This window comes from Maribacter aquimaris (assembly GCF_014596745.1).
Taxonomy (GTDB): Bacteria; Bacteroidota; Bacteroidia; order Flavobacteriales; family Flavobacteriaceae; genus Maribacter_A; species Maribacter_A aquimaris.
Window position 1 is genome coordinate 413,804 of sequence record NZ_JABTCF010000001.1, and the last position, 21,033, is coordinate 434,836.

At 39.9% G+C, this 21,033-nt stretch carries 20 protein-coding genes; 15 read left to right on the forward strand and 5 right to left on the reverse strand.

Annotated features, from left to right (window positions below):
- The first annotated feature begins 37 nt into the window (after nt 1-37).
- From HPE56_RS01785 to HPE56_RS01805, 5 genes are all read left to right on the forward strand, one after another.
- The gene (locus tag HPE56_RS01785; RefSeq protein WP_188242052.1) at nt 38-781 is read left to right on the forward strand and encodes a LytR/AlgR family response regulator transcription factor; all 744 of its coding nucleotides are present in this window, start codon (nt 38-40) and stop codon (nt 779-781) included.
- A gap of 143 nt (nt 782-924) precedes the next feature.
- On the forward strand, nt 925-1,239 hold the full coding sequence (locus HPE56_RS01790; RefSeq protein ID WP_188242053.1) for a hypothetical protein: 315 nt from the start codon (nt 925-927) through the stop codon (nt 1,237-1,239).
- Between the two features lie 161 nt (nt 1,240-1,400).
- A complete protein-coding gene (locus HPE56_RS01795; protein ID WP_188242054.1) occupies nt 1,401-3,425 on the forward strand; it encodes a tetratricopeptide repeat-containing sensor histidine kinase in 2,025 nt (674 codons plus the stop codon).
- 66 nt (nt 3,426-3,491) lie between these two features.
- Nucleotides 3,492-4,163 (forward strand): response regulator transcription factor, encoded by a 672-nt coding sequence (locus HPE56_RS01800; RefSeq protein ID WP_188242055.1) that lies wholly within the window; start codon nt 3,492-3,494, stop codon nt 4,161-4,163.
- 173 nt (nt 4,164-4,336) lie between these two features.
- A complete protein-coding gene (locus tag HPE56_RS01805) occupies nt 4,337-4,978 on the forward strand; it encodes a hypothetical protein (RefSeq protein WP_188242056.1) in 642 nt (213 codons plus the stop codon).
- 9 nt (nt 4,979-4,987) lie between these two features.
- Here HPE56_RS01805 and glyA read toward each other — a convergent pair whose 3' ends face one another.
- Nucleotides 4,988-6,262, reverse strand: coding sequence for a serine hydroxymethyltransferase (gene glyA / locus HPE56_RS01810; RefSeq protein ID WP_188242057.1), 1,275 nt, complete (start codon nt 6,260-6,262; stop codon nt 4,988-4,990).
- A 111-nt stretch (nt 6,263-6,373) separates the two neighbouring features.
- Between glyA and fahA the strand changes: the two genes are divergently transcribed.
- Together fahA and HPE56_RS01820 are read left to right on the forward strand one after the other, a co-directional pair.
- Nucleotides 6,374-7,675, forward strand: coding sequence for a fumarylacetoacetase (gene fahA, locus HPE56_RS01815; RefSeq protein ID WP_188242058.1), 1,302 nt, complete (start codon nt 6,374-6,376; stop codon nt 7,673-7,675).
- A 108-nt stretch (nt 7,676-7,783) separates the two neighbouring features.
- The gene (locus HPE56_RS01820; protein ID WP_188242059.1) at nt 7,784-8,971 is read left to right on the forward strand and encodes a hypothetical protein; all 1,188 of its coding nucleotides are present in this window, start codon (nt 7,784-7,786) and stop codon (nt 8,969-8,971) included.
- 36 nt (nt 8,972-9,007) lie between these two features.
- Here HPE56_RS01820 and ytxJ read toward each other — a convergent pair whose 3' ends face one another.
- Complete coding sequence (gene ytxJ, locus HPE56_RS01825) at nt 9,008-9,403, reverse strand: bacillithiol system redox-active protein YtxJ (protein WP_188242060.1); 396 nt, start codon at nt 9,401-9,403, stop codon at nt 9,008-9,010.
- Between the two features lie 162 nt (nt 9,404-9,565).
- On the opposite strand from ytxJ, the gene clpB reads away from it, so the two are divergent.
- Together clpB and HPE56_RS01835 are read left to right on the forward strand one after the other, a co-directional pair.
- Nucleotides 9,566-12,166, forward strand: a complete 2,601-nt coding sequence (gene clpB / locus HPE56_RS01830; protein ID WP_188242061.1) for an ATP-dependent chaperone ClpB — start codon at nt 9,566-9,568, stop codon at nt 12,164-12,166.
- 113 nt (nt 12,167-12,279) lie between these two features.
- Complete coding sequence (locus HPE56_RS01835; RefSeq protein WP_188242062.1) at nt 12,280-12,876, forward strand: TetR/AcrR family transcriptional regulator; 597 nt, start codon at nt 12,280-12,282, stop codon at nt 12,874-12,876.
- A gap of 11 nt (nt 12,877-12,887) precedes the next feature.
- Here the strand turns inward: HPE56_RS01835 and HPE56_RS01840 are convergent, their stop codons facing one another.
- The gene (locus HPE56_RS01840) at nt 12,888-14,486 is read right to left on the reverse strand and encodes a PorP/SprF family type IX secretion system membrane protein (RefSeq protein ID WP_188242063.1); all 1,599 of its coding nucleotides are present in this window, start codon (nt 14,484-14,486) and stop codon (nt 12,888-12,890) included.
- A 120-nt stretch (nt 14,487-14,606) separates the two neighbouring features.
- On the opposite strand from HPE56_RS01840, the gene HPE56_RS01845 reads away from it, so the two are divergent.
- Complete coding sequence (locus tag HPE56_RS01845; protein ID WP_188242064.1) at nt 14,607-15,140, forward strand: SixA phosphatase family protein; 534 nt, start codon at nt 14,607-14,609, stop codon at nt 15,138-15,140.
- Here HPE56_RS01845 and HPE56_RS01850 read toward each other — a convergent pair.
- Complete coding sequence (locus tag HPE56_RS01850; RefSeq protein ID WP_223170141.1) at nt 15,118-15,879, reverse strand: DUF6503 family protein; 762 nt, start codon at nt 15,877-15,879, stop codon at nt 15,118-15,120. The two genes, HPE56_RS01845 and HPE56_RS01850, sit on opposite strands and share 23 nt — an antisense overlap.
- A 103-nt stretch (nt 15,880-15,982) precedes the next feature.
- Here HPE56_RS01850 and smpB point away from each other — a divergent pair, with 103 nt between their 5' ends.
- Nucleotides 15,983-16,444 carry an SsrA-binding protein SmpB gene (gene smpB, locus HPE56_RS01855; RefSeq protein WP_188242065.1) on the forward strand — a complete coding sequence of 154 codons (462 nt, stop codon included), beginning with the start codon at nt 15,983-15,985 and terminating at the stop codon, nt 16,442-16,444.
- A gap of 24 nt (nt 16,445-16,468) precedes the next feature.
- On the opposite strand, the gene HPE56_RS01860 is transcribed toward smpB, so the two are convergent.
- Nucleotides 16,469-17,110, reverse strand: coding sequence for a protein-L-isoaspartate(D-aspartate) O-methyltransferase (locus tag HPE56_RS01860; protein ID WP_188242066.1), 642 nt, complete (start codon nt 17,108-17,110; stop codon nt 16,469-16,471).
- A 147-nt stretch (nt 17,111-17,257) separates the two neighbouring features.
- Between HPE56_RS01860 and HPE56_RS01865 the strand changes: the two genes are divergently transcribed.
- Genes HPE56_RS01865 through HPE56_RS01880 form a run of 4 tightly spaced genes read left to right on the forward strand, consistent with a single transcriptional unit; the run spans nt 17,258 to nt 21,032 of the window.
- Nucleotides 17,258-18,217 (forward strand): Gfo/Idh/MocA family oxidoreductase, encoded by a 960-nt coding sequence (locus HPE56_RS01865; RefSeq protein ID WP_109650221.1) that lies wholly within the window; start codon nt 17,258-17,260, stop codon nt 18,215-18,217.
- Between the two features lie 10 nt (nt 18,218-18,227).
- Nucleotides 18,228-19,115, forward strand: a complete 888-nt coding sequence (locus HPE56_RS01870; protein ID WP_188242067.1) for a 3-hydroxyacyl-CoA dehydrogenase family protein — start codon at nt 18,228-18,230, stop codon at nt 19,113-19,115.
- A gap of 5 nt (nt 19,116-19,120) precedes the next feature.
- The gene (locus tag HPE56_RS01875; RefSeq protein ID WP_188242068.1) at nt 19,121-20,356 is read left to right on the forward strand and encodes a DUF1015 domain-containing protein; all 1,236 of its coding nucleotides are present in this window, start codon (nt 19,121-19,123) and stop codon (nt 20,354-20,356) included.
- A 13-nt stretch (nt 20,357-20,369) separates the two neighbouring features.
- Nucleotides 20,370-21,032, forward strand: a complete 663-nt coding sequence (locus HPE56_RS01880) for a YggS family pyridoxal phosphate-dependent enzyme (protein ID WP_188242069.1) — start codon at nt 20,370-20,372, stop codon at nt 21,030-21,032.
- Nucleotide 21,033: the final 1 nt, after the last annotated feature.

Genomic DNA, 21,033 nt, shown 5'->3' on the forward strand with positions numbered 1-21,033 from the left:
ACTATCATAACTTTGCTATTGACAAATAGCTAATACATTGGAATTCAATTACTCCATTATCGATTCTGACGCCACCTCCAATCTGCAACTGCAGCATTTTTTGGAGGAATACGGTGATTTTTCGTGCTCTTCCTTAGCTAAAAACAGTAACGACGGTCTAAATGCAATCTTAAAGTATTCCCCCGACGTCGTTTTTGTAAACCTGAATGAAAATGCTTCCGAATATTTTCAAATGGTCATAGAACTTCATCAGTATGTCAAGAAATTACCGGTCATCATAGGTATATCCAAAACAAAGAATCATGCCTATGAAGCCATTAAAAATGGTTTTTTCGATTATTGGTTAAAGCCCTATAATGAATTCGATATACGAAAATCCTTGTTGCGCCTTAAAAAACAAATGCCGGAATCTACTCCCGCTCATTCCCAGGCTGCAACGATTTGTTTAAAATCCTATCGGGATTTCCAATACTTGAACACGGATGATATTCTTTACCTACAGGCCGATAACAATACCACGGAATTTGTGATGAAGGATGGAAGCGTGGTCAATGCTTTCAAGACCTTGAAAACATTTGAAAACCAATTACCCTCGAATTTCATACGAATCCATCAGAGTTATATTATCAATACCATCTTTATTTCAGGTATCAGCTATGGAAAATCGGTTTGCACCCTAAAACTTCGAAACCTTCAATTGCCCTTTTCGAAATCGTATAAAGCAAACATCGATGAGGTAAAGAATCTTTTATCAAAAAGCACTATCCCATCGATTAATTAAGTGAATTCTCTCAAAACCGGGTTAAATACTCTTCAAACCAGGCCACATACTCATACTTTTTAATTTACACTATCTTACTCTAGAGGTCTTATTAGTTTTACAACATAATAAAAAGAAACCCCTAATAAAAATTATTTAAGATTATGAGAAGAGCACTTAGTATTTTAGCAGTATTGGCCTTAATGATTGGATCTATGGCTATGATCAATGTAAATGATACCCAAGAACAAGAGACCATTGCGTGTGATGACTGTTCACACGACAAGGACAGACGCGAGGCCAAGGATGTGGTCTACTGTGATGACTGTTCTCACGACAAGGACAGACGCGAGGCCAAGGATGTGGTTTACTGTGATGACTGCTCACACGACAAGGACAGACGTGAGGCCAAGGATGTGGTTTACTGTGACGACTGTTCACACGACAAGGACAGACGTGAAGCTAAGGATGTCGTCTAATCGGATGTTCACCCTACCTATATAAATAGAAGGTCTAAAAATAGCCTTCTTTCAAAACAAAAAGGTCCTAATCTTGGTAAGATTAGGACCTTTTTGTTTACATTAGTGTTACCATGCTTAAAACCAACCTACCAAAATCCACCCTCTTGAATAAATGGTTCATGTTTATTCTATTATGCACTGCCATAGGCTCTTGCTCCTTCCCTAGTACAAAACAGGATGCTCCAGAAATTACTGAAAATGATAGTATTTTAAGTTGGATATCCCTTGGAAGAAATTCCGAAATGCCTTTAAAGCAAAAAACCGAATTACTTAAAAAAGCCTATCTAGCTGCCGACAATAGCACTATTGACAGTGTCCGATCAAAATATTACTCCAGACTTTCCTTAGCCTATTTGGAAATCAATGATTCTTTATTGTTCCGATCCGTCAACCAAAAAGCAATTTCCCTTTCGAGAAAGATTAATGATACGATTACCGAAGCCAATGCCCACTGGGATTTGGCCGACTTTTTTGAAATAAAAAAGGTAATGGACAGTTCCTTTTACCATTACTCCGAGGCACAAAAAAAGTTTACTTCTGTTGGTGAAAATTACTATTCAGGACGAATGTTTTACAACTTGGCGGTTATCCAAACCAATGTCAAGGATTATACAGGGGCCGAAATAAATGCTTTTAAGTCCATAGAACTATTAAAACCATTGAATGAATATCTAAGGCTTCACCGCTGTTATAATTTATTGGGTTCGATCACAAAAGAACTAAAGGAATACGATCGATCACTCGAATACTTCAACATCGCTGATGAATATCTGTCTGAAGTTGACGACGAAGAAACCAAGAGGGAGTACTATTCCAAGCTACAGAACAACCTTGGTAATGTCTATAAAGATCAAGGCAATTATAAAGCTGCCAAAAGTTACTACCAAAAAGCCACGTTTGATTATGATAGTTTAAGATATAAGGATCCTTCCAACTATGCCCGACAACTTAACAATTTAACCCTCAGTCGCTTTAAATTAGGGGACACTTTAAATATTTTCAAGGATTTGGAAACGGTAAAACAGATTCGTGAAGAGCAAAACGATATAGAAGGCCTATCGCTATTGGAATACACCTATGCCGAATACTATTTATCCCTTAAGGACACGGTCAATGCCTTGGTCAATGCCCGAAAGGCCAAGCAACACGCAGAGCAAGGCTCAAATAACAAACGTTTGTTGGCCTCCCTGGGTTTGCTGGCCCGTATCGATTCCAAAAATCACCTCATACATACCGAACGATATATTACGCTGTACGATAGTCTAGTTCAACTAGAACGACGGGAACGCAATAAGTTCACACGAATACGCTTCGAAACCGATGAATTTATCGCAGAAAATGAATCCCTAACCCGAAAAAAGCAACTTTGGACAGGGCTAGCATTGGGTATTTTCCTGCTTGGGGTTTCGGTTTATGTTATTTTCCATCAACGCGCCAAAAACCAGGCTTTACGATTTCAACAACAGCAACAGACCAGTAACCAAGAGATTTTTGATTTAATGTTGTCCCAAAAACAAAAAATCGCTGAAATAAAGAAAGCGGAACAAAAACGGATTTCCGAAGAATTACACGATGGGGTCCTTGGTAAAATGCTTGGAGCCAGAATGGTACTTACCGGATTGAATAAGGTCAATACCGAGGAGGCCATTTCCGAAAAGGCCAAAGCCATATCGGCTTTAAAGGATGTTGAAGGTGAGGTACGTGCCATATCACACGAATTAAGCCATGCGGCCTATCACAATATAAACAACTTCATTAACTCCATTCAGGAATTATTGAAGAACATATGCTCTGCCAATCATCTTGATTATTCTTTCGAGTTTAATGAGACACTGGATTGGGACACTATGAAAGGGGATATCAAAATCAATCTATATCGTATGATCCAAGAGATATTACAAAATGCGGTCAAACACGCTTCTTGTAAGAATATTTTGGTTAGTTTTGTACGAACAAATGAAGAGATTCTGGTAACCATTACGGATGACGGAAAGGGATTTGCAATAAAATCGGGCAAAACCAAATCCGGCATAGGTATGCGAAATATCAGGTCAAGAATAGAAAAACTGGGTGGAACTTGGAATATTGATAGCGCGTTGAACAAAGGAACAACGATAACCTTGGACATACCGATTAAGAATTAAAAGGGAACCCGGAATTGCAAAAAATACGAAAATAACGCACTATAGAATAGTACTAATAGACTGAAAATGAAGATTGTACGACTTTTATCGGTAGATGACCATGCCATGACGGCCATGGGTTACAAATACATCTTGGAAGGCGCCGAATTTGATGGTTTCCAGGTTAAGGTAGATACGGTGAACACCTTTGAGGGGGCTATAGAAAAGATTGACTTTTCTGAACGTTCCATTCCTTATGATATTCTTTTATTGGATATATCCCTTTTTCCTACACATTCCAATGATACCAGAAGTGGAGAGGATTTAGGTGTATACGCCAGGTCAAAGGTCCCTACATCCAAAATCGTGTTCATGTCATCATTTAGTGACAGTTATCGTATTAATAGTATTTTCAAGACCGTGGACCCTGATGGCTATATGGTAAAATCGGAAATAGATGAAAAATCACTATGCGCAATGGTTAGGACCGTCTTGGAAAGACCTCCGTATTATACGGCAAGTGCCCTATCTGCGATTCGAAAAAAAATGGCCAATGATTTTGATCTCGTAGATGAAACCGATAAAAAAATCCTCCACTATATTTCCACAGGCATCCGTACTAAGGATATTGGCCCCTTAATATCGGTCGCACCTACAACCGTGGAATCAAGAAAAAGACAATTAAAACAACATTTCGGGATCGAACAAGGTAATGATATTGAGCTTATTGAAGAGGCCCGAAAACGCGGATTCATATAATCCCAGTTTTTTAACATTTTATTTAATTTTTTAAATATCTAATAATCAGCTATTTAAAAAATATACTACATTTCACAAAGGACAACCTTATATTTCATAAGGTTGTCCTAAGCCCTATATTATAGACATACCATTAAATTTGAGGTTAATTGTAATCCAAATAGCCCTAACCAATGTCTACAGCCCCTGAAAATTCTAGAAACAACTTTCCCAAAAGGCGAGCACAAAGTGTTTCCTTTAGGGGTCTTTCTGCATTTACCAATAATCTTGAAAAATTCTTTTTCTCAGAAATCTCAATACGGAACATCGCTACAAACGATAATCAGGTCCGTTTGATTATCGATTTAACTTGTGATTTGAACTTGATCGAAATGATCATGCACTCCTATAAAGGTACATGGGGAACGTTCAGCGAATGCAAATACCCTTTTGCCCATGAATTAGCAATATTGGAACAATATAACAACATTTCTTTCGACGTCGAAGAGTTTACCATCAACCTAAAAGACACCAGTATAATCATAAACAAAATATACGAACAAAGTATATCAACCCACTTGGACTGTGTTATTAGGAATCTGGAAAAACACTACGTTCAATTAACCAAAGGAAATGTTGAAATTCCTTATGAAATTTTTGTGGCTGTTTTTGAAGATGACATATTAACACCGGAACTTGTTAGTAACCAAACAAAAAAGACCCATAACTATGCTAGCTATTGGGCCTTATATTTTGAATCAGAGCAAGATGCCGTTATTTACGACCTCAAGAACAACAGGTTCATCTATGAGGATTTACATATGATAAACGAATAAGTTTATCTATCAGGCATTGAACAAAGCCCTGTCATGCATTAAGGCGTTCACCTCACTCTTAACCTGAGCTATTACATCCTCGTCTTCGGCATGGGTAAGAACGCGATCGATGAAATCAACTATAGTCGACATTTCATTTTCTTTTAGTCCACGTGTGGTAATCGCTGCAGTACCAAATCGGATTCCAGAAGTTACAAATGGTGATTTATCATCGAAAGGAACCATATTCTTGTTTGCGGTGATATCGGCCTTCACCAACACTTTTTCCGCATCTTTTCCTGTAATGTCCTTATTGCGCAAATCAATCAACATCATATGATTGTCGGTTCCCCCTGAAATAATATTATACCCTTTGGCAACAAATGCTGAAGCCATGGCCGCCGCATTTTTCTTGACCTGCAGCATATAATTCAAGTATTCATCGGTCAATGCTTCTCCAAAAGCTATGGCTTTTGCCGCAATAATATGTTCCAACGGCCCCCCTTGATTCCCAGGAAAGACAGCCAAATCGAGCAATGCGGACATCTTTCTCAAATTTCCGTTCTTCAAACGAATTCCAAAAGGATTGTCAAAATCCTGCCCCATCAAAATCAATCCACCCCTCGGACCACGTAAGGTTTTATGGGTTGTAGTGGTTACAACATGACAATGTGGAATCGGATCATTAAGTATGCCTTTTGCAATTAAACCTGCTGGGTGCGCTATATCCGCCATAAGGATGGCATCTACACTATCCGCGATTTCACGAAAACGTTTAAAATCCATATCCCTTGAATAGGCAGAGGCTCCGGCTATGATCAATTTGGGTTTTTCCTTTAATGCGATTTCCTGTATGGCATCATAGTTAAGCACCCCTGTCTCAGCATCTACACCATAAAATACAGGATTGTACAATCTTCCAGAGAAATTCACGGGTGACCCATGGGTTAAATGCCCTCCATGTGAAAGATCGAATCCCAGAATCTTATCACCCGGTTTTAAAAAGGCGTGAAAAACCGCGGCATTTGCCTGCGACCCTGAATGTGGCTGCACATTGGCGTAAGTTGCCCCGAATAATTCCTTTGCCCTATCAATAGCGATTTGCTCAACTTGATCCACTACTTCACATCCGCCGTAATATCTTTTTCCAGGATATCCTTCGGCATATTTATTGGTCAATACCGAACCCGCTGCCTCCATTACCTGGGGACTTGTGAAGTTCTCTGAAGCGATAAGTTCAACCCCGTTCAATTGTCTTTGTTTCTCAGCTTCTATTAAATCAAAAATGAGATGGTCACGTTGCATATTTTCTTTTATGTTAAATGAGCGGTAAAAATACGAATTGCCAATTGGTTATTGATGGAAAATAATATATTTGATTTGGAATTTATCAAATACAAATTAACAATTTGAGATATGGAGATACTTGCGAACAACCCCGATAAAAAAACTTGGATTCCTACCCCGGAAAATACGGACTTTCCCATTCAGAACATACCCTTTGGTGTATTTTTGACCAGGGATGACATCATTACCATAGGTACCCGTATCGGTGATACCGCCATAGATTTGGGGGCTATGCACCAATTGGGATATTTCGATGGAATTCCTTTGACCGATGATATTTTTCTGCAGGACACCCTAAATGATTTCATCTCGGACGGACAAAAAACATGGCGATTGGTGCGTAATCGTATCAGTGAGGTATTTGATATGGGGAATGGGACCTTGAAAAATAATGAGAACCATAAGAACATCATTCTTTTTGACCTCAAGGAAATAGAAATGCAACTACCGGTTCAAATTGGTGACTACACCGATTTTTACTCCAGTAAAGAACATGCCACCAACGTGGGTACGATGTTTCGTGACCCCGAAAATGCACTGCTCCCGAATTGGTTGCATATCCCCGTAGGGTACCATGGTAGAAGTTCTACGATCATTCCCAGTGGGATACCGATTCATAGGCCCATGGGACAAACTATGCCCAAAGGTGCGGAAAAACCTGTCTTCGGTCCTTCAAGATTGATTGATTTTGAATTGGAAATGGCCTTTATCACTACGGATGCCAACTCTTTGGGAGAACCTATTGCCGTGGAAGACGCCGAAGACCATATCTTTGGAATGGTCTTGTTCAACGACTGGAGTGCACGGGATATACAAAAATGGGAATATGTACCCTTAGGCCCATTCCTAGCCAAAAGTTTTGCTTCCTCGATTTCCCCCTGGATCGTAACATTGGATGCGTTGGCACCTTTTAGATGCAAAGGCCCAAAACAGGAGCCAAAACCTTTTCCATATTTAGCCCTCGAAGGGGAACACAGTTTTGATATTAACTTGGAAGTGGATTTAATTACACCGGAAGGCATCCCCACAACAATTTCAAAATCGAACTTTAAATACATGTATTGGTCCATGGCACAGCAATTGGCCCATCACACCACAAACGGTTGTAAAGTCAATAGTGGGGATATGATGGGTAGCGGAACGATTTCCGGTCCAACCCCCGATTCATATGGTTCTATGCTGGAGCTTGCGTGGCAAGGGACAAAACCCATTACCTTAAAGGACGGCAGTGAACGTAAATTCATTCAGGACAATGATACCGTAGTCATTAAGGGCTTTTGTGAAAGAAACGGACATCGTCTTGGTTTTGGTGAAGTTTCCACAAAACTATTGCCTGTTTTTAATTCCAAAAAAGATAAAAAGAGCATATAAAAAGGTTTTTCATCGAAACAATACGATAATTTATCGTTTTACGTTATCAACAAACACAGTTTTGGCACGAGTGTTGAAAATGTAGTATACAACGGTAAATTAAATATCATGAAGAAACTTTTACTTTTAAGCGGAATCTTACTTTTAATGTTGTCTTGCGGCGGGGTAAAAAAGACCCAACAAGCCTTAAATACGGGCAATTATATGAACGCCATAAACAGTGCCGTTCAAAAGTTAGCGGAAAACAAAGACAAAAAAAGCAACCAATCTTATGTGCTTTTATTGGAGGAAGCCTTTCAAAAAAACACCGAGAGGGAGTTGGAACAAATTGCTTTTCTGCAAAAGGACGGTAATCCCGCAAATCTTGAAACCATCTATAAAGGATACGAAAACCTTAATCGCATTCAAGAAATGATAAAACCATTATTGCCCTTGCGCATTAATGATCAAAATAGAAATGCGGAATTTTCCCTAACCAACTACGACAGGGAGATTATTGCTACAAAAGATAAACTTTCATCGTATTTGTACGATAATGCTTTAAATCTTTTGACCAATGCCACCAACAAATACGATTATAGAAAAGCCTATGATGATTTCGATTATTTGAGCGAAATTAATCCTGGCTATGGCGATACTAGGTTAAAAATGGAAGAAGCCTATCAAAAGGGCCAAGATTATGTAAAGGTAGAAATGATCAATAATACAGAAAAGATCATTCCTGTTAAGCTTGAGGAAGAACTATTGAATTTCAATGCCTATGGATTGGAAGACAAATGGACAAAATACCACACCAACCCCCTTGCAAACATCGACTATGATTATGATATGCAAATAGAGTTAAGGGAAATCAATATTTCCCCCGAACAAGTAAACGAAAAACAGATCATAAAGGAAAAACAAATAAAGGACGGCCAAAAATACCTTTTGAACAATGACGGGAATGTTGTCAAGGATAGTTTAGGCAACAAAATAAAAGTGGACAAGTTCAAAACGGTCAAATGTAATTTTTATCAGTTCACACAATTCAAAACTGCACAAGTTGCAGGCTTTATAAGCTATTTTGACTTGGAAACAAAACAACAACTAAATTCCTACCCCCTTTCCAGTGAATATGTATTTGAACATGTTTATGCCAATTACGATGGTGATAAAAGGGCTTTGGAAAATGAATTGGTTTCTTTGTTAAACCTTGCCTCGGTTCCGTTTCCATCAAACGAACAAATGGTATATGACGCTGGTGAAGACCTTAAAAATCGTATAAAAGGAATTATAACCTCACACCGATTCAACTAAAAAAAAGGCCCTGAATTTACTTTCAGGGCTTTTTTATTACACATAAGAATTAAGGTCAATGGAATTGATACCCCCATGGGAATCATGGGCTACCACTACCCCATTTCGTATTACCAAAAGCTGTGGCGATTGGTGCACTACCTGGAATTTGATGCCTGTTTCATTGGAAACCTCCCTAAAACTATGTAAATCCAAATAATAGAGATCGAATTGATCTTTGGGATAATCATAATTGGTGTTAAACGTATTCAGCACCATTCTACTGATACCACAGGTCGTTGAATGTTTAAATATTACCTGGGTCTTATCTTTTGATTTTTCTACAATTTCATCCAATTGGTGTACGGAAACCAGGGGTTTCCATGGTACATTGGGTTGTTCTTTCTTAGGTTTTTCACCACTTTTACCAAAAAGGTCCTTAAATAATCCCATAGTGTATTTTTATCTCTAAGTCGCTTATAATCCAAATCCTTACTCTGCCGTAATGTCTTGTGTTTTTAGGCTTTTACAGACATTTTGTCCGCTTGTTCCACTTGGTAGGATTATTGACATTCATATACCAAAAGTAATCTATAACAAGAAAAAACAACGCTGATGAACTTTAATAATTTTACCATAAAATCACAGGAAGCCGTTCAGCTTGCCCAACAAATTGCGCAAGAGATGGGCCACCAACAGATAGAGAACGAACATCTTTTCAAGGCTATTTCACAAGTCGATGAAAATGTACTTCCGTTCATTCTAAAGAAATTGAACGTCAATACCAATTTATTGAACCAAATCCTCGATAAGGAGTTGGAGAGTTTCCCAAAGGTAAGCGGCGGTGAGATCATGGTCTCAAGAGAAGCTGGAAAAAGCTTGACCGAAGCGGGTATCATTGCCAAAAAAATGGAAGATGAATATGTTTCCATAGAACATATCCTATTGGCGATACTCAAGTCCAAAAGTAAGATTTCACAAATCCTTAAAGACCAAGGAGTCACTGAAAAAGACCTTAAAAAAGCCATAGAGGAACTTCGAAAAGGAGGTAAAGTAACCTCTCAAAGTGCGGAAGAGACCTATAACTCCCTTGAAAAATATGCCCGTAACCTTAACCAATTGGCCGACAGCGGAAAATTGGACCCTGTTATTGGTCGGGACGAGGAAATCAGGCGTATTTTACAGATCCTCTCAAGAAGAACCAAGAACAATCCTATACTGGTCGGTGAACCCGGTGTTGGTAAAACCGCAATTGCGGAAGGATTGGCACATAGGATCATACAGGGAGACATTCCTGAAAACCTAAAGGATAAAGTCATATATTCTTTGGACATGGGCGCCTTGATTGCAGGTGCCAAATACAAAGGTGAATTTGAGGAACGATTGAAATCGGTGATTAAGGAAGTCACCGCCTCAGATGGTAACATTGTACTGTTTATTGATGAAATCCATACCCTCGTGGGTGCTGGTGGTGGCCAAGGGGCCATGGATGCCGCCAACATTCTTAAACCTGCTTTGGCCAGGGGTGAACTAAGGGCGATAGGTGCAACTACATTGGATGAATATCAAAAATATTTTGAAAAGGACAAAGCCTTGGAACGTAGATTCCAAAAGGTCGTAGTCAACGAACCGGACACTGAAAGTGCTATTTCCATCCTTAGGGGTATCAAGGAAAAATATGAGGCACACCACAAGGTACAGATTAAGGATGAAGCTGTTATTGGGGCCGTAGAACTATCCCAACGGTATATAACCAATAGGTTCTTGCCTGATAAGGCAATCGACCTTATGGACGAAGCCGCTGCCAAACTCCGTATGGAAATCAATTCAAAACCTGAGGAATTGGATATATTGGATAGAAAGATCATGCAACTCGAAATTGAGATAGAAGCCATTAAGCGTGAAGATGATCAGGCCAAACTTAAACTTTTGTATATCGACTTAGCCAATATCAAGGAGAAACGAAATGAAATATATGCCAAGTGGGAAAGTGAAAAAACGGTGATAGACTCTATTCAGAAAATCAAGAATGACATAGAGAACTTTAAAGTGGAAGCCGAACGGGCCGAGCGTAGTGGGGATTATGGCAAAGTAGCGGAATTGCGTTATGGCAAGATCAAGGAAGCCCAAGAAAAATTGGATGTCCTTCAACTAGAAATGTCAGAACAGCAACAAGGGGATACCTTGATTAAAGAGGAAGTCACTTATGAAGATATTGCTGAGGTCGTTGCCAAATGGACCGGTATTCCTGTAACCAAAATGTTGCAAAGTGAGCGTGAAAAATTATTGAAACTTGAGGAAGTCCTTCATAAACGTGTAGTAGGTCAGGATGAGGCGATACAGGCCGTATCCGATGCCATACGTAGAAGTAGGGCCGGACTCCAGGATGCCAAGAAACCAATAGGATCATTTTTGTTCCTCGGTACTACGGGGGTCGGTAAAACCGAACTTGCGAAAACCTTGGCTTCTTATTTATTCGATGATGAGAACGCCATGACCCGGATAGATATGAGTGAATACCAAGAACGTCATTCCGTTAGTAGATTGGTAGGAGCACCTCCAGGATATGTAGGTTATGACGAGGGTGGTCAGCTTACCGAGGCCGTGCGAAGAAGACCCTATTCCGTGGTGTTGTTGGATGAAATTGAAAAAGCCCATCCAGATACATTCAATGTGCTCTTACAAGTGTTGGACGAAGGTCGACTTACCGACAACAAAGGACGTATTGCGGACTTTAAGAACACCATAATTATTATGACCAGTAATATGGGTAGTCACATTATCCAAGAGAAGTTCGAAAACAATAAAGATATCTACAGTGCCTCAGAAGCTGCACGGGTAGAAGTTCTTGGACTATTGCGAAAAACAATTCGTCCTGAGTTTTTAAACAGGATTGATGACATTATCATGTTCACACCTTTGAACAAGGAAGATATCACACAGATCGTAAGACTGCAATTGGAACAATTGAGGAAAATGTTGGACAAACAGAATATCACAATTGACTTTACCGATGAAGCTATTACACATCTAGCCAATAAAGGGTATGACCCCCAATATGGTGCGAGACCTATCAAAAGGATCATTCAAAAAGAAGTCTTGAACAATTTGTCCAAAGAGCTTCTTGGCGGAACCATTAAAGCGGATAGCATTGTTTTGATCGACTCCTTTGATGGCCAATTGGTCTTTAGAAACCAAAATGAATTGGTAAATTAATAGCGTACTTTTTATAAAAAAAGCCATGTCGATACCGACATGGCCTTTTTTTTATCAATAACATATACCATACAGTATATAGTTTTTTTATATTCGTAGAAAATAGCTGTAACATGACAACCAAAGCTAAACGAACAACTGCTTTTATAATTGAGACCGTTGCCCCAGTTTTTATCAAACACGGATACGTGGGCACTAGTATGAGTGACCTCACCGATGCTACGGGGTTAACCAAAGGAGCTCTTTATGGCAATTTCGAAAACAAGGAAGCACTTGCGCTTGCCGCTTATGAATACAGTGTCAATAAACTTTTCAAGGCGATCGATAAACGATTGGACATTGAAGGTGATTCTTTGGATAAATTATTCTCCTTAACTGAATTTTATAGCCATTATGATGTTTTTACCTCAGAATTGGGCGGTTGTCCCGTATTGAATGTTGGGGTAGATGCGCAAAACAACAATAAATCCTTGGCAGCAGCTTCGCGTGAAACGATAAGGACCATAGAAGGTAAAATTGCCTTGGTACTTGAAAATGGCGTAAACAACAATGAACTGCGATTGCCGGTAACCCCGCTACAATTTGCAAAACAGTTCTTTACCATGCTACAAGGTGCCGTTGCAATGAGTACGATGACCCTTGACCGCAAATACCTTACGAATACCGTGGCCTATTTAGAAGTATTGGTCAAAAAGGAAATCAAGAAATAACCGTTTCTTACTTATTTGGGCACTACCCTATAAATCCAAGTCTTTTCGGTATAACGACCATCGAACTTACTATCGCGTGCCTTACGGGCCTCACTCATGGAATCAAAGCGTCCTAAATACACATAGTTCAATTTATTCTTGCTTCTCAAAAATGATTTTGGCTGTAACCCTTTCTTGGTAAGATCAGCCTTAAATGCGTCTAAATATCTTTTGGTTCCAAAAACATTGGCTATTAAATAATAACCAGGTTTTAGACCATCTTCCCCTACAACCTCCTCATATTTCTCACCGGCCTTAGGCTTTTCCTCCTCGGTCTGTTTGACCAATTCAGCCTGTTTGACCAATTCGGCCTGCAATTGTTCTTCTTTGACCGCATTTTCCGCAGCGATTTTGGCGGTATTGATGGAATCCATTTTTTGTTGCATCCTTAATTTTTGGGTGTCAACCAATGCCTTGTTCTTTTTTGCCTTAGCGATGGAATCCAATCTTTGCTTTTGGTATTTTCGCATTTGTACGGCTAAGTCGTCATTCGCTTTCTTTTCCCGAATAACGGAATCCCTTTTCCTTTTGCGTTGGCTTATATCCTTTTGCCTAGCCTCACGTTTAAGGGCCAACGCTTCCGCTTTGGTCAATTCCTTTGAAAGCTCATCAACCTCGGCAATCTGTTCCAATTCTTCCTCTTTAGGCTCTTCTTCCCGGTCTATCCTATCTACTTTCTTTCTTGTTACAGTCCGTCCAAAATCATAGGCCGTGGTAAATTCAAAAGTCGGATCATTCCCCTTTAAATCGGAATCGGTCGCAAATTCGACCAAGGCACCAATAGAAAAACGCTTCATGATCCTTCCACCTCCCCCAATGGCTATTCCATAGAAACTATTATAACCTGCCTGTGCCCAAAATTTACTTGTTGACAAAACCGCACTCAACCCTACTTGCGTATCATACGTTGGAATCGACTTTATATAGAGTATTGGCCTGATGACGGAAGTACTATCGGAAGCCCCTAAGGAAACCGGGATATCGTAAGAGACCGTTCCCAAAAATATTTTCTCGTCAGAAGCCGTATTCCCTTCTTTCTCGGCCATATTATAGTCGAACATGTTCTCTGATGAGAACCCAATACGCAGGCCATCATAAGTAAATTGCACCCCTGGGGCAAATTGAAGTATAAAATCTTCTGAGGGAGTAAAAAATGGTAACAGTATTTGCGGGTCACCTTGAAAAGGATTTCCTGAGAATTCCTGTTGGTAGGCGAAAAAGTTCAAACCGAAGGTCAAACTTGCCCGATCGTTGAAATCATAGCGATACGCATAGTTTAAAACCCCTCCGGTATTCAGGTAAACATCGGTATTATGCTGATAAAACCCTGCCCCTATTGATGATGAGTTATTTAACTTCCCCGTATAATTCAAAAAGAAGGTAGTCGGGTCTCCATCGACAGTCTGCCACTGCCAGCGGCTCCATAACCCAACGGAATGGGTGTTTCCGTAATTACCGGAAAAGGCCGGATTTAAAATACTTGAATTGGAATCAGTAAGGTTATGCTGTCTTAAATCCACAGGAAGACCTTCATTTTGCGCGTGTAAGACACTTACAAATGCTAGAAACAAAAGAGACAGTTTGATTTTAACCATATGCAAAAAAACAAAAAACAAAGGGTATTACATACTATTTTGAGGTATTTTTAGTTAGAATAAATGATAAAGTCACAAACTAACGAATTACTGATTATGAAGGTTTTAAAAGCGTTGCTCATTTTTGTTTTCGTATTAGGTTTTGCGGGTTGTAAGGAAGAACCTGCCGTGGTTGAAGATACCATATCTACCTTTTATTTTATCAGACATGCCGAAAAGGACAGGTCTGACTCCGGAAACATGGATCCCGAATTGTCGCAAAAAGGCCTAGGTAGGGCGATGCATTGGGCAGAGATTTTGGATGATGTCGACATCGACGCCATTTACACAACGGACTATAAAAGAACCCAAATGACAGCAGCCCCCACAGCCGTCAAAAAAAACTTGACCGTTCAAATCTACGATCCGGCCCTTATCGATCTGGAACAATTCAAAGCTGACAACCTAAATAAAAATGTCTTGGTGGTGGGCCATAGCGATTCTACCCCGGATTTTGTGAACAAACTGATAGGTCAGGAAAAGTACCAGCAGATTGATGACAATCAAAATGGAAGCATATTCGTGGTTGAGATCATCAATGGTATTACAGCGGATACGCGTTTGAATTTTAATTGTAATTGCCCGGACTAACCGCTACATCCTTTAATTCTATTTTCGACAATAATTCCAATTCCCCTTTCATAAAAAGATGGTCAATTTCGTTTATAGACGAAGAGGATGCCTTGGGCTTATAATTCCTGTAATCAACAAATCGAATGCCATTCACCACCCTTTCATTATAGGCCTCCCTAAATCGCATACCCCCACCATTGACATGGAACCCATAGGCTAGATAGTCGGGCTTAAAGGTTTTTGTATTGAACCAATATAGATATACATCATCAAAGTCATCCCCACCATTTTCTTGGCTAAAGGTTACTTTTATTTTATGGTAATTGTTTTCATGGATTTTAATATCCCCCAAATATTCCTTGTTTACGGCAGGATCGTTTAAACCATACGGTAAATACGCAAAATAATGCACTGAATTAATGGAGTTGCCGTACAGATTCGCTAAAGAATCCGGTGTAGCGATCAATTCGCCATCAATATAGCGCTCAAAGCCCTTGGAAGTCTTTATGTCCACTATATCGAGTGAGTCATTTTTCTGTATCCGCTTTAGGATCTTTTGGCCCTTGGCATTTTCCTTAACATAGGTCATTCCTCGAAAATCAAAGGATATACTACTTGTCCGATATAAGTCACCCCCACAGGCATCAATACTTTTATCCACGATCTGTTGGGCCGTTATGCCATGGGTTTGTTTCTCCTTACAGGAAATAAAAAAGACCACCATTGCGGTTATTAGGGCACTTCTTGTTTTTTTCATTTTTATGGGGTCGTAAAATGACATGGTACATTACAAAGATTAAGGAATAATTCCAATTTCAGGAAATTGCGGATAGAATTATTGTTCCTATTTTTGTACCGTTATGCAGAACAAAATCAATATAAAGAATAAGAAGGCCAGGTTCGAATATGAAATATTGGATAAATACACGGCTGGTATCGTTTTGGCCGGAACAGAAATAAAATCCATTCGTCAAAGTAAAGCGTCAATATCCGAAAGTTTCTGTGAATTCAATGACCGTGGTGAACTGTACATTATCAATATGCAGATTGATGAATATTCGCATGCATCACATTTCAACCATAAACCAAAGGCCGAACGTAAGTTGCTTTTGAGCAAGCGTGAACTTAAAAAACTACAAAAGGAAGTCGCTTCAAGCGGTCTGACCATCGTACCCTTGAACCTGTTCTTAAACGATAGGGGGTTGGCAAAAATGAACATTGCCCTTGCCAAGGGTAAAAAATTGTACGATAAACGGGAAACGATGAAAGACCGGGATAACAAACGCGACCTTGACCGGATCAAAAAAAGTTACAATCGGTAATCGACCTGTAACTTCATCAACAACCTAATTCTTATCCTCCAGTAAGGGAACAAACCTAAAAGAGCCCAATTCCTTCTTCTCGAATTCCTTTTCCGATTTTCGAATGAACAAGGTCATGATCTGGTCATCAATCCCTACGGGAATAACGAGCCTCCCCCCTATTTTCAATTGCGACAAAAGGGCCTTGGGAACTTCAGGGGCACCTGCGGTAACGATGATACTGTCAAAGGGAGCCACCTCAGGAAGTCCTTTATACCCATCGCCAAAAATGACCTTCTTGGGTCGATAACCCATTTTTTTGAAAAAAAGATTGGTTTTCTTAAACAATTCCAACTGTCGCTCAATGGTATATACTTTTGCCTTCAATTGCATTAAAATGGCTGTCTGATAGCCACTACCTGTACCGATTTCCAGGACTTTGTGCCCGGGTTCAACTTCCAATAAACCGGTTTGAAAAGCGACCGTGTAAGGTTGCGATATGGTTTGATCGGCTGCAATCGGGAATGCCTTGTCCTGATAGGCATGCCCTTCAAAACTACTATCCATAAACAAGTGTCTAGGCACCGTTCGAATAGCGTCGAGCACTTTGGTGTCCACTATTCCTTTGGCAATCAATACATCGGCCAATTTATTGCGCATTCCGCGATGTTTAAGCGTATCTCTCAAGGGTAATTACTATGGTTTGGTTTGAAAAGCGAAGTTAACAAAGTTTGCCTTAAGATTTAAAGATCTTATGCTTTCCCACGCAAAACTTTTGAAGTGCAATGTAAAGAAACTAGCAAACTATCGTTATTTTTGAAAAAAATACTACCTATGCTTAAAGTCGGAGTCTTAGGAGCCGGACATTTAGGAAAAATACACCTTCGTCTGCTCAACGAATCCCAAAAATATGATCTTATTGGCTTTTATGACCCGGATGTTATCAATGGTCATAAAGTAGCCACCGAATTTGGGTACACCTATTTCGATAACATCAATGAACTTATTGATGCAGTGGATGTGGTTGATATCGTAACCCCTACACTTTCACATTATGATTGTGCCAAAAAGTCCATGGAAAAAGGGAAACATGTTTTTATTGAAAAACCGATTACAAATACCTTTGAAGAGGCTGAGGATTTATTGCTTTTGGAAGCAAAACACGGTGTTAAAGGGCAAGTGGGACATGTCGAACGATTCAATCCCGCATTCTTGGCCGTAAAGGACAAAATACACAATCCAATGTTTATTGAAGCCCACCGATTGGCCGAGTTTAATCCTCGGGGCACCGATGTCCCCGTCGTTTTGGATTTAATGATCCATGATATCGATGCCATTCTAAGTGTGGTGAACTCCAAGGTAAGGCAAATTAATGCCAGTGGGGTTTCGGTCATAAGTAACTCCCCGGATATTGCCAATGCCCGAATCGAATTTGAGAATGGATGTGTGGCCAATCTTACGGCAAGTAGGATATCACTTAAAAACATGCGAAAATCACGATTCTTTCAACGGGACGCCTATATCTCGGTCGACTTTTTGGAAAAAAAGGTTGAGGTGGTTAAAATGAAAGATGCCCCCGAGTCACCTGGGGATTTTGACATGATCCTACAAAATGCCGAAGGGATCAAAAAACAGATTTATTTTGAAAATCCGGATATAGAGACCAACAATGCCATTCTTGATGAATTGGAAACATTCGCGGATGCCATTTCCAAAAACGCAACACCTGTTGTTTCATTGCGTCAAGGAACGCAGGCTTTACAGGTAGCATTGCAAATCATAGCCTCATTTTAAAGATTCCCTTATGAAAAACATAGCTGTTATCGGTGCGGGTACAATGGGTAATGGTATTGCCCACGTTTTTGCGCAAAATGGATATAAAGTGAATTTGATTGATATTTCCGAAGAATCCCTTGATCGTGGAATTGCCACGATTACCAGGAATTTAGATCGGATGCTATCCAAAGAAAAAATCACTGGGGAAGATAAAACACAAACCCTAAACAACATTACCACCCATAAACAGCTTTCCACAGGGATTCCGAACACCGAGTTGGTCGTTGAGGCGGCTACGGAGCGATTGGAGACAAAACTAGGCCTGTTCAAGGAAATGGACGCCATAGCGGGACCAAACACTATTTTGGCCACGAATACCTCGTCCATATCGATTACGAAAATTGCAGCTGCCACCGAAAGACCCGAAAAGGTCATTGGTATGCACTTTATGAATCCCGTACCTATCATGAAATTGGTGGAAATCATTCGGGGCTACAACACCTCAGATGCAACCACGAAGGCTATTATGGACCTTTCCCTGAAACTGGGCAAAACGCCTACCGAGGTTAATGATTACCCGGGATTTGTGGCCAATAGGATCCTGATGCCGATGATCAATGAATCTATTGAGACCTTATATCATGGTGTTGCAGGGGTCGAGGAAATCGATACCGTTATGAAATTGGGTATGGCCCATCCTATGGGCCCATTGCAATTGGCCGATTTTATAGGTTTGGATGTATGCCTCTCAATTCTTAATGTCATGTACGATGGATTCAAAAACCCAAAGTATGCTCCCTGTCCCCTTCTCGTCAATATGGTCATGGCCAATAAACTAGGGATAAAGTCAGGTGAGGGTTTTTATGATTATAACGTTTCAAAGAAAGCAGAGATAGTCTCCTCCCAATTTAAATAGGACCTATGGCTGTTATAAAACCTTTTAAGGCGGTTCGACCCACAAAGGACAAAGTGGTCCATGTTACTTCCCGGTCATATCAAGAATATTCCGAAGAAGAGTTGGAGGCTACACTGCGTTTCAACCCGTTCTCCTTCTTACACATCATCAATCCTGGATACAAGTTTTCCAAGGAAGTGTCGGGCGAAGAACGTTTTAAATTGGTCCACAATCGCTATCTCGAATTTTTAGAGGACAATATTTTTTTAAAAGACAGTAAGGATAGCTTTTATATTTACCAGATAGAAAAGAACAGCTTCAAGACTTGTGGCTTTTTTTGTGCGACAAGTGTTCAGGACTATCGCGATGATATTATAAAAAAACACGAAGACACACTAAGTCAACGGGAACAATTGTTCGCCAAATATCTAAATACCGTCGGTTTTAATGCGGAACCTGTTTTGATCACCTATTCCGACAATGATTCGATCCAAGTACTTATCGACCTGGAGAAACAAAAAAAACCCGAATACTATTTTACCACCCCTGATAAAATCAAACATACCCTTTGGGTGGTTTCCAATGCTGATTCCATCAAAGAATTGATACGTGAGTTTGAAAAAGTAGATTCGTTGTACATTGCGGATGGCCATCATCGAAGTGCATCTTCCAATGTATTAGCCTTCATGTCCAAGGACAGGAACCCCAATCATACGGGAAAGGAGCCTTATAATTATTTTATGAGCTACCTGATTCCCGAATCGGAGATACGCATTTATGAATTCAACCGTATGGTAAAGGATTTGAATGGTTTGACCAAAGAAGAGTTCCTGATACGATTGGATGCTTTCTTTAGGATGGAAAACAAAGGAAGTGTTCTCTATAAGCCTTCCAAAAAACACCATTTCAGCATGTATTTGGATGGGGATTTTTATTCGCTTTTCCTTAGAAAAAAAGTTTATGGATTTACGGATACCTTAAGCCAACTCGATACACAAATCCTTTATAAGACCATATTGGAGCCTATTTTAGGCATTAAGGACCTTCGAAATGATGAACGCATACATTATGGCTGTGGCAAGCATAATGTCATTCAAATGAAGGATGACATCGACAACGGAAAATTCCAGGTTGGCTTTGGTCTTGTACCTTTGAAAATAAATGAGCTAAAGGCCATAGCCGATGCCGGCTTGGTCATGCCCCCAAAAAGCACTTATATAGAACCAAAACTGAGAAGTGGCATGGCCATTTATGAGTTTTAAAATAGAAGATGATATGTCTGTAAAATCAAACCTTGAGGCTATAAAACAAACATTGCCCGAGCATGTTACCTTGGTTGCCGTTTCAAAGACAAAGCCCCAAGAAAGCATTCTGGAAGCCTATGATGGCGGTCAACGAATATTCGGCGAAAACAAAATACAGGAAATGGCCGAAAAATGGGCAGCCCTGCCCAAGGATATCGAATGGCATATGATAGGCCACGTACAGCGCAACAAGGTCAAATATATGGCCGAATTCGTTTCATTGGTTCATGGAGTGGATAGTTTCAAACTCTTGAAGGAAATCGACAAACAGGCAAAAAAGCACAACCGTACCATACCCTGTTTATTACAAATGCATATTGCCCAGGAAACGACAAAATTCGGACTGGATCAAACCGAGCTAAACGATCTTATACAATCAGAGGCATTCAAGGCCCTTGACCATATCGAAATCGTCGGATTGATGGGTATGGCAACCAATACCCCAGATCACGTCCAGGTAAGCAATGAATTTAAACATTTAAAATCCATATTCGACAAATTAAGGGGTTCCTTACCCCATGTTTCCGTATTATCAATGGGCATGAGTGGCGACTATAAAATAGCAATTGAAGAAGGTAGTACCATGGTGCGCATAGGAAGTAGTATCTTTGGATCACGAAATTATGCGCATTAAC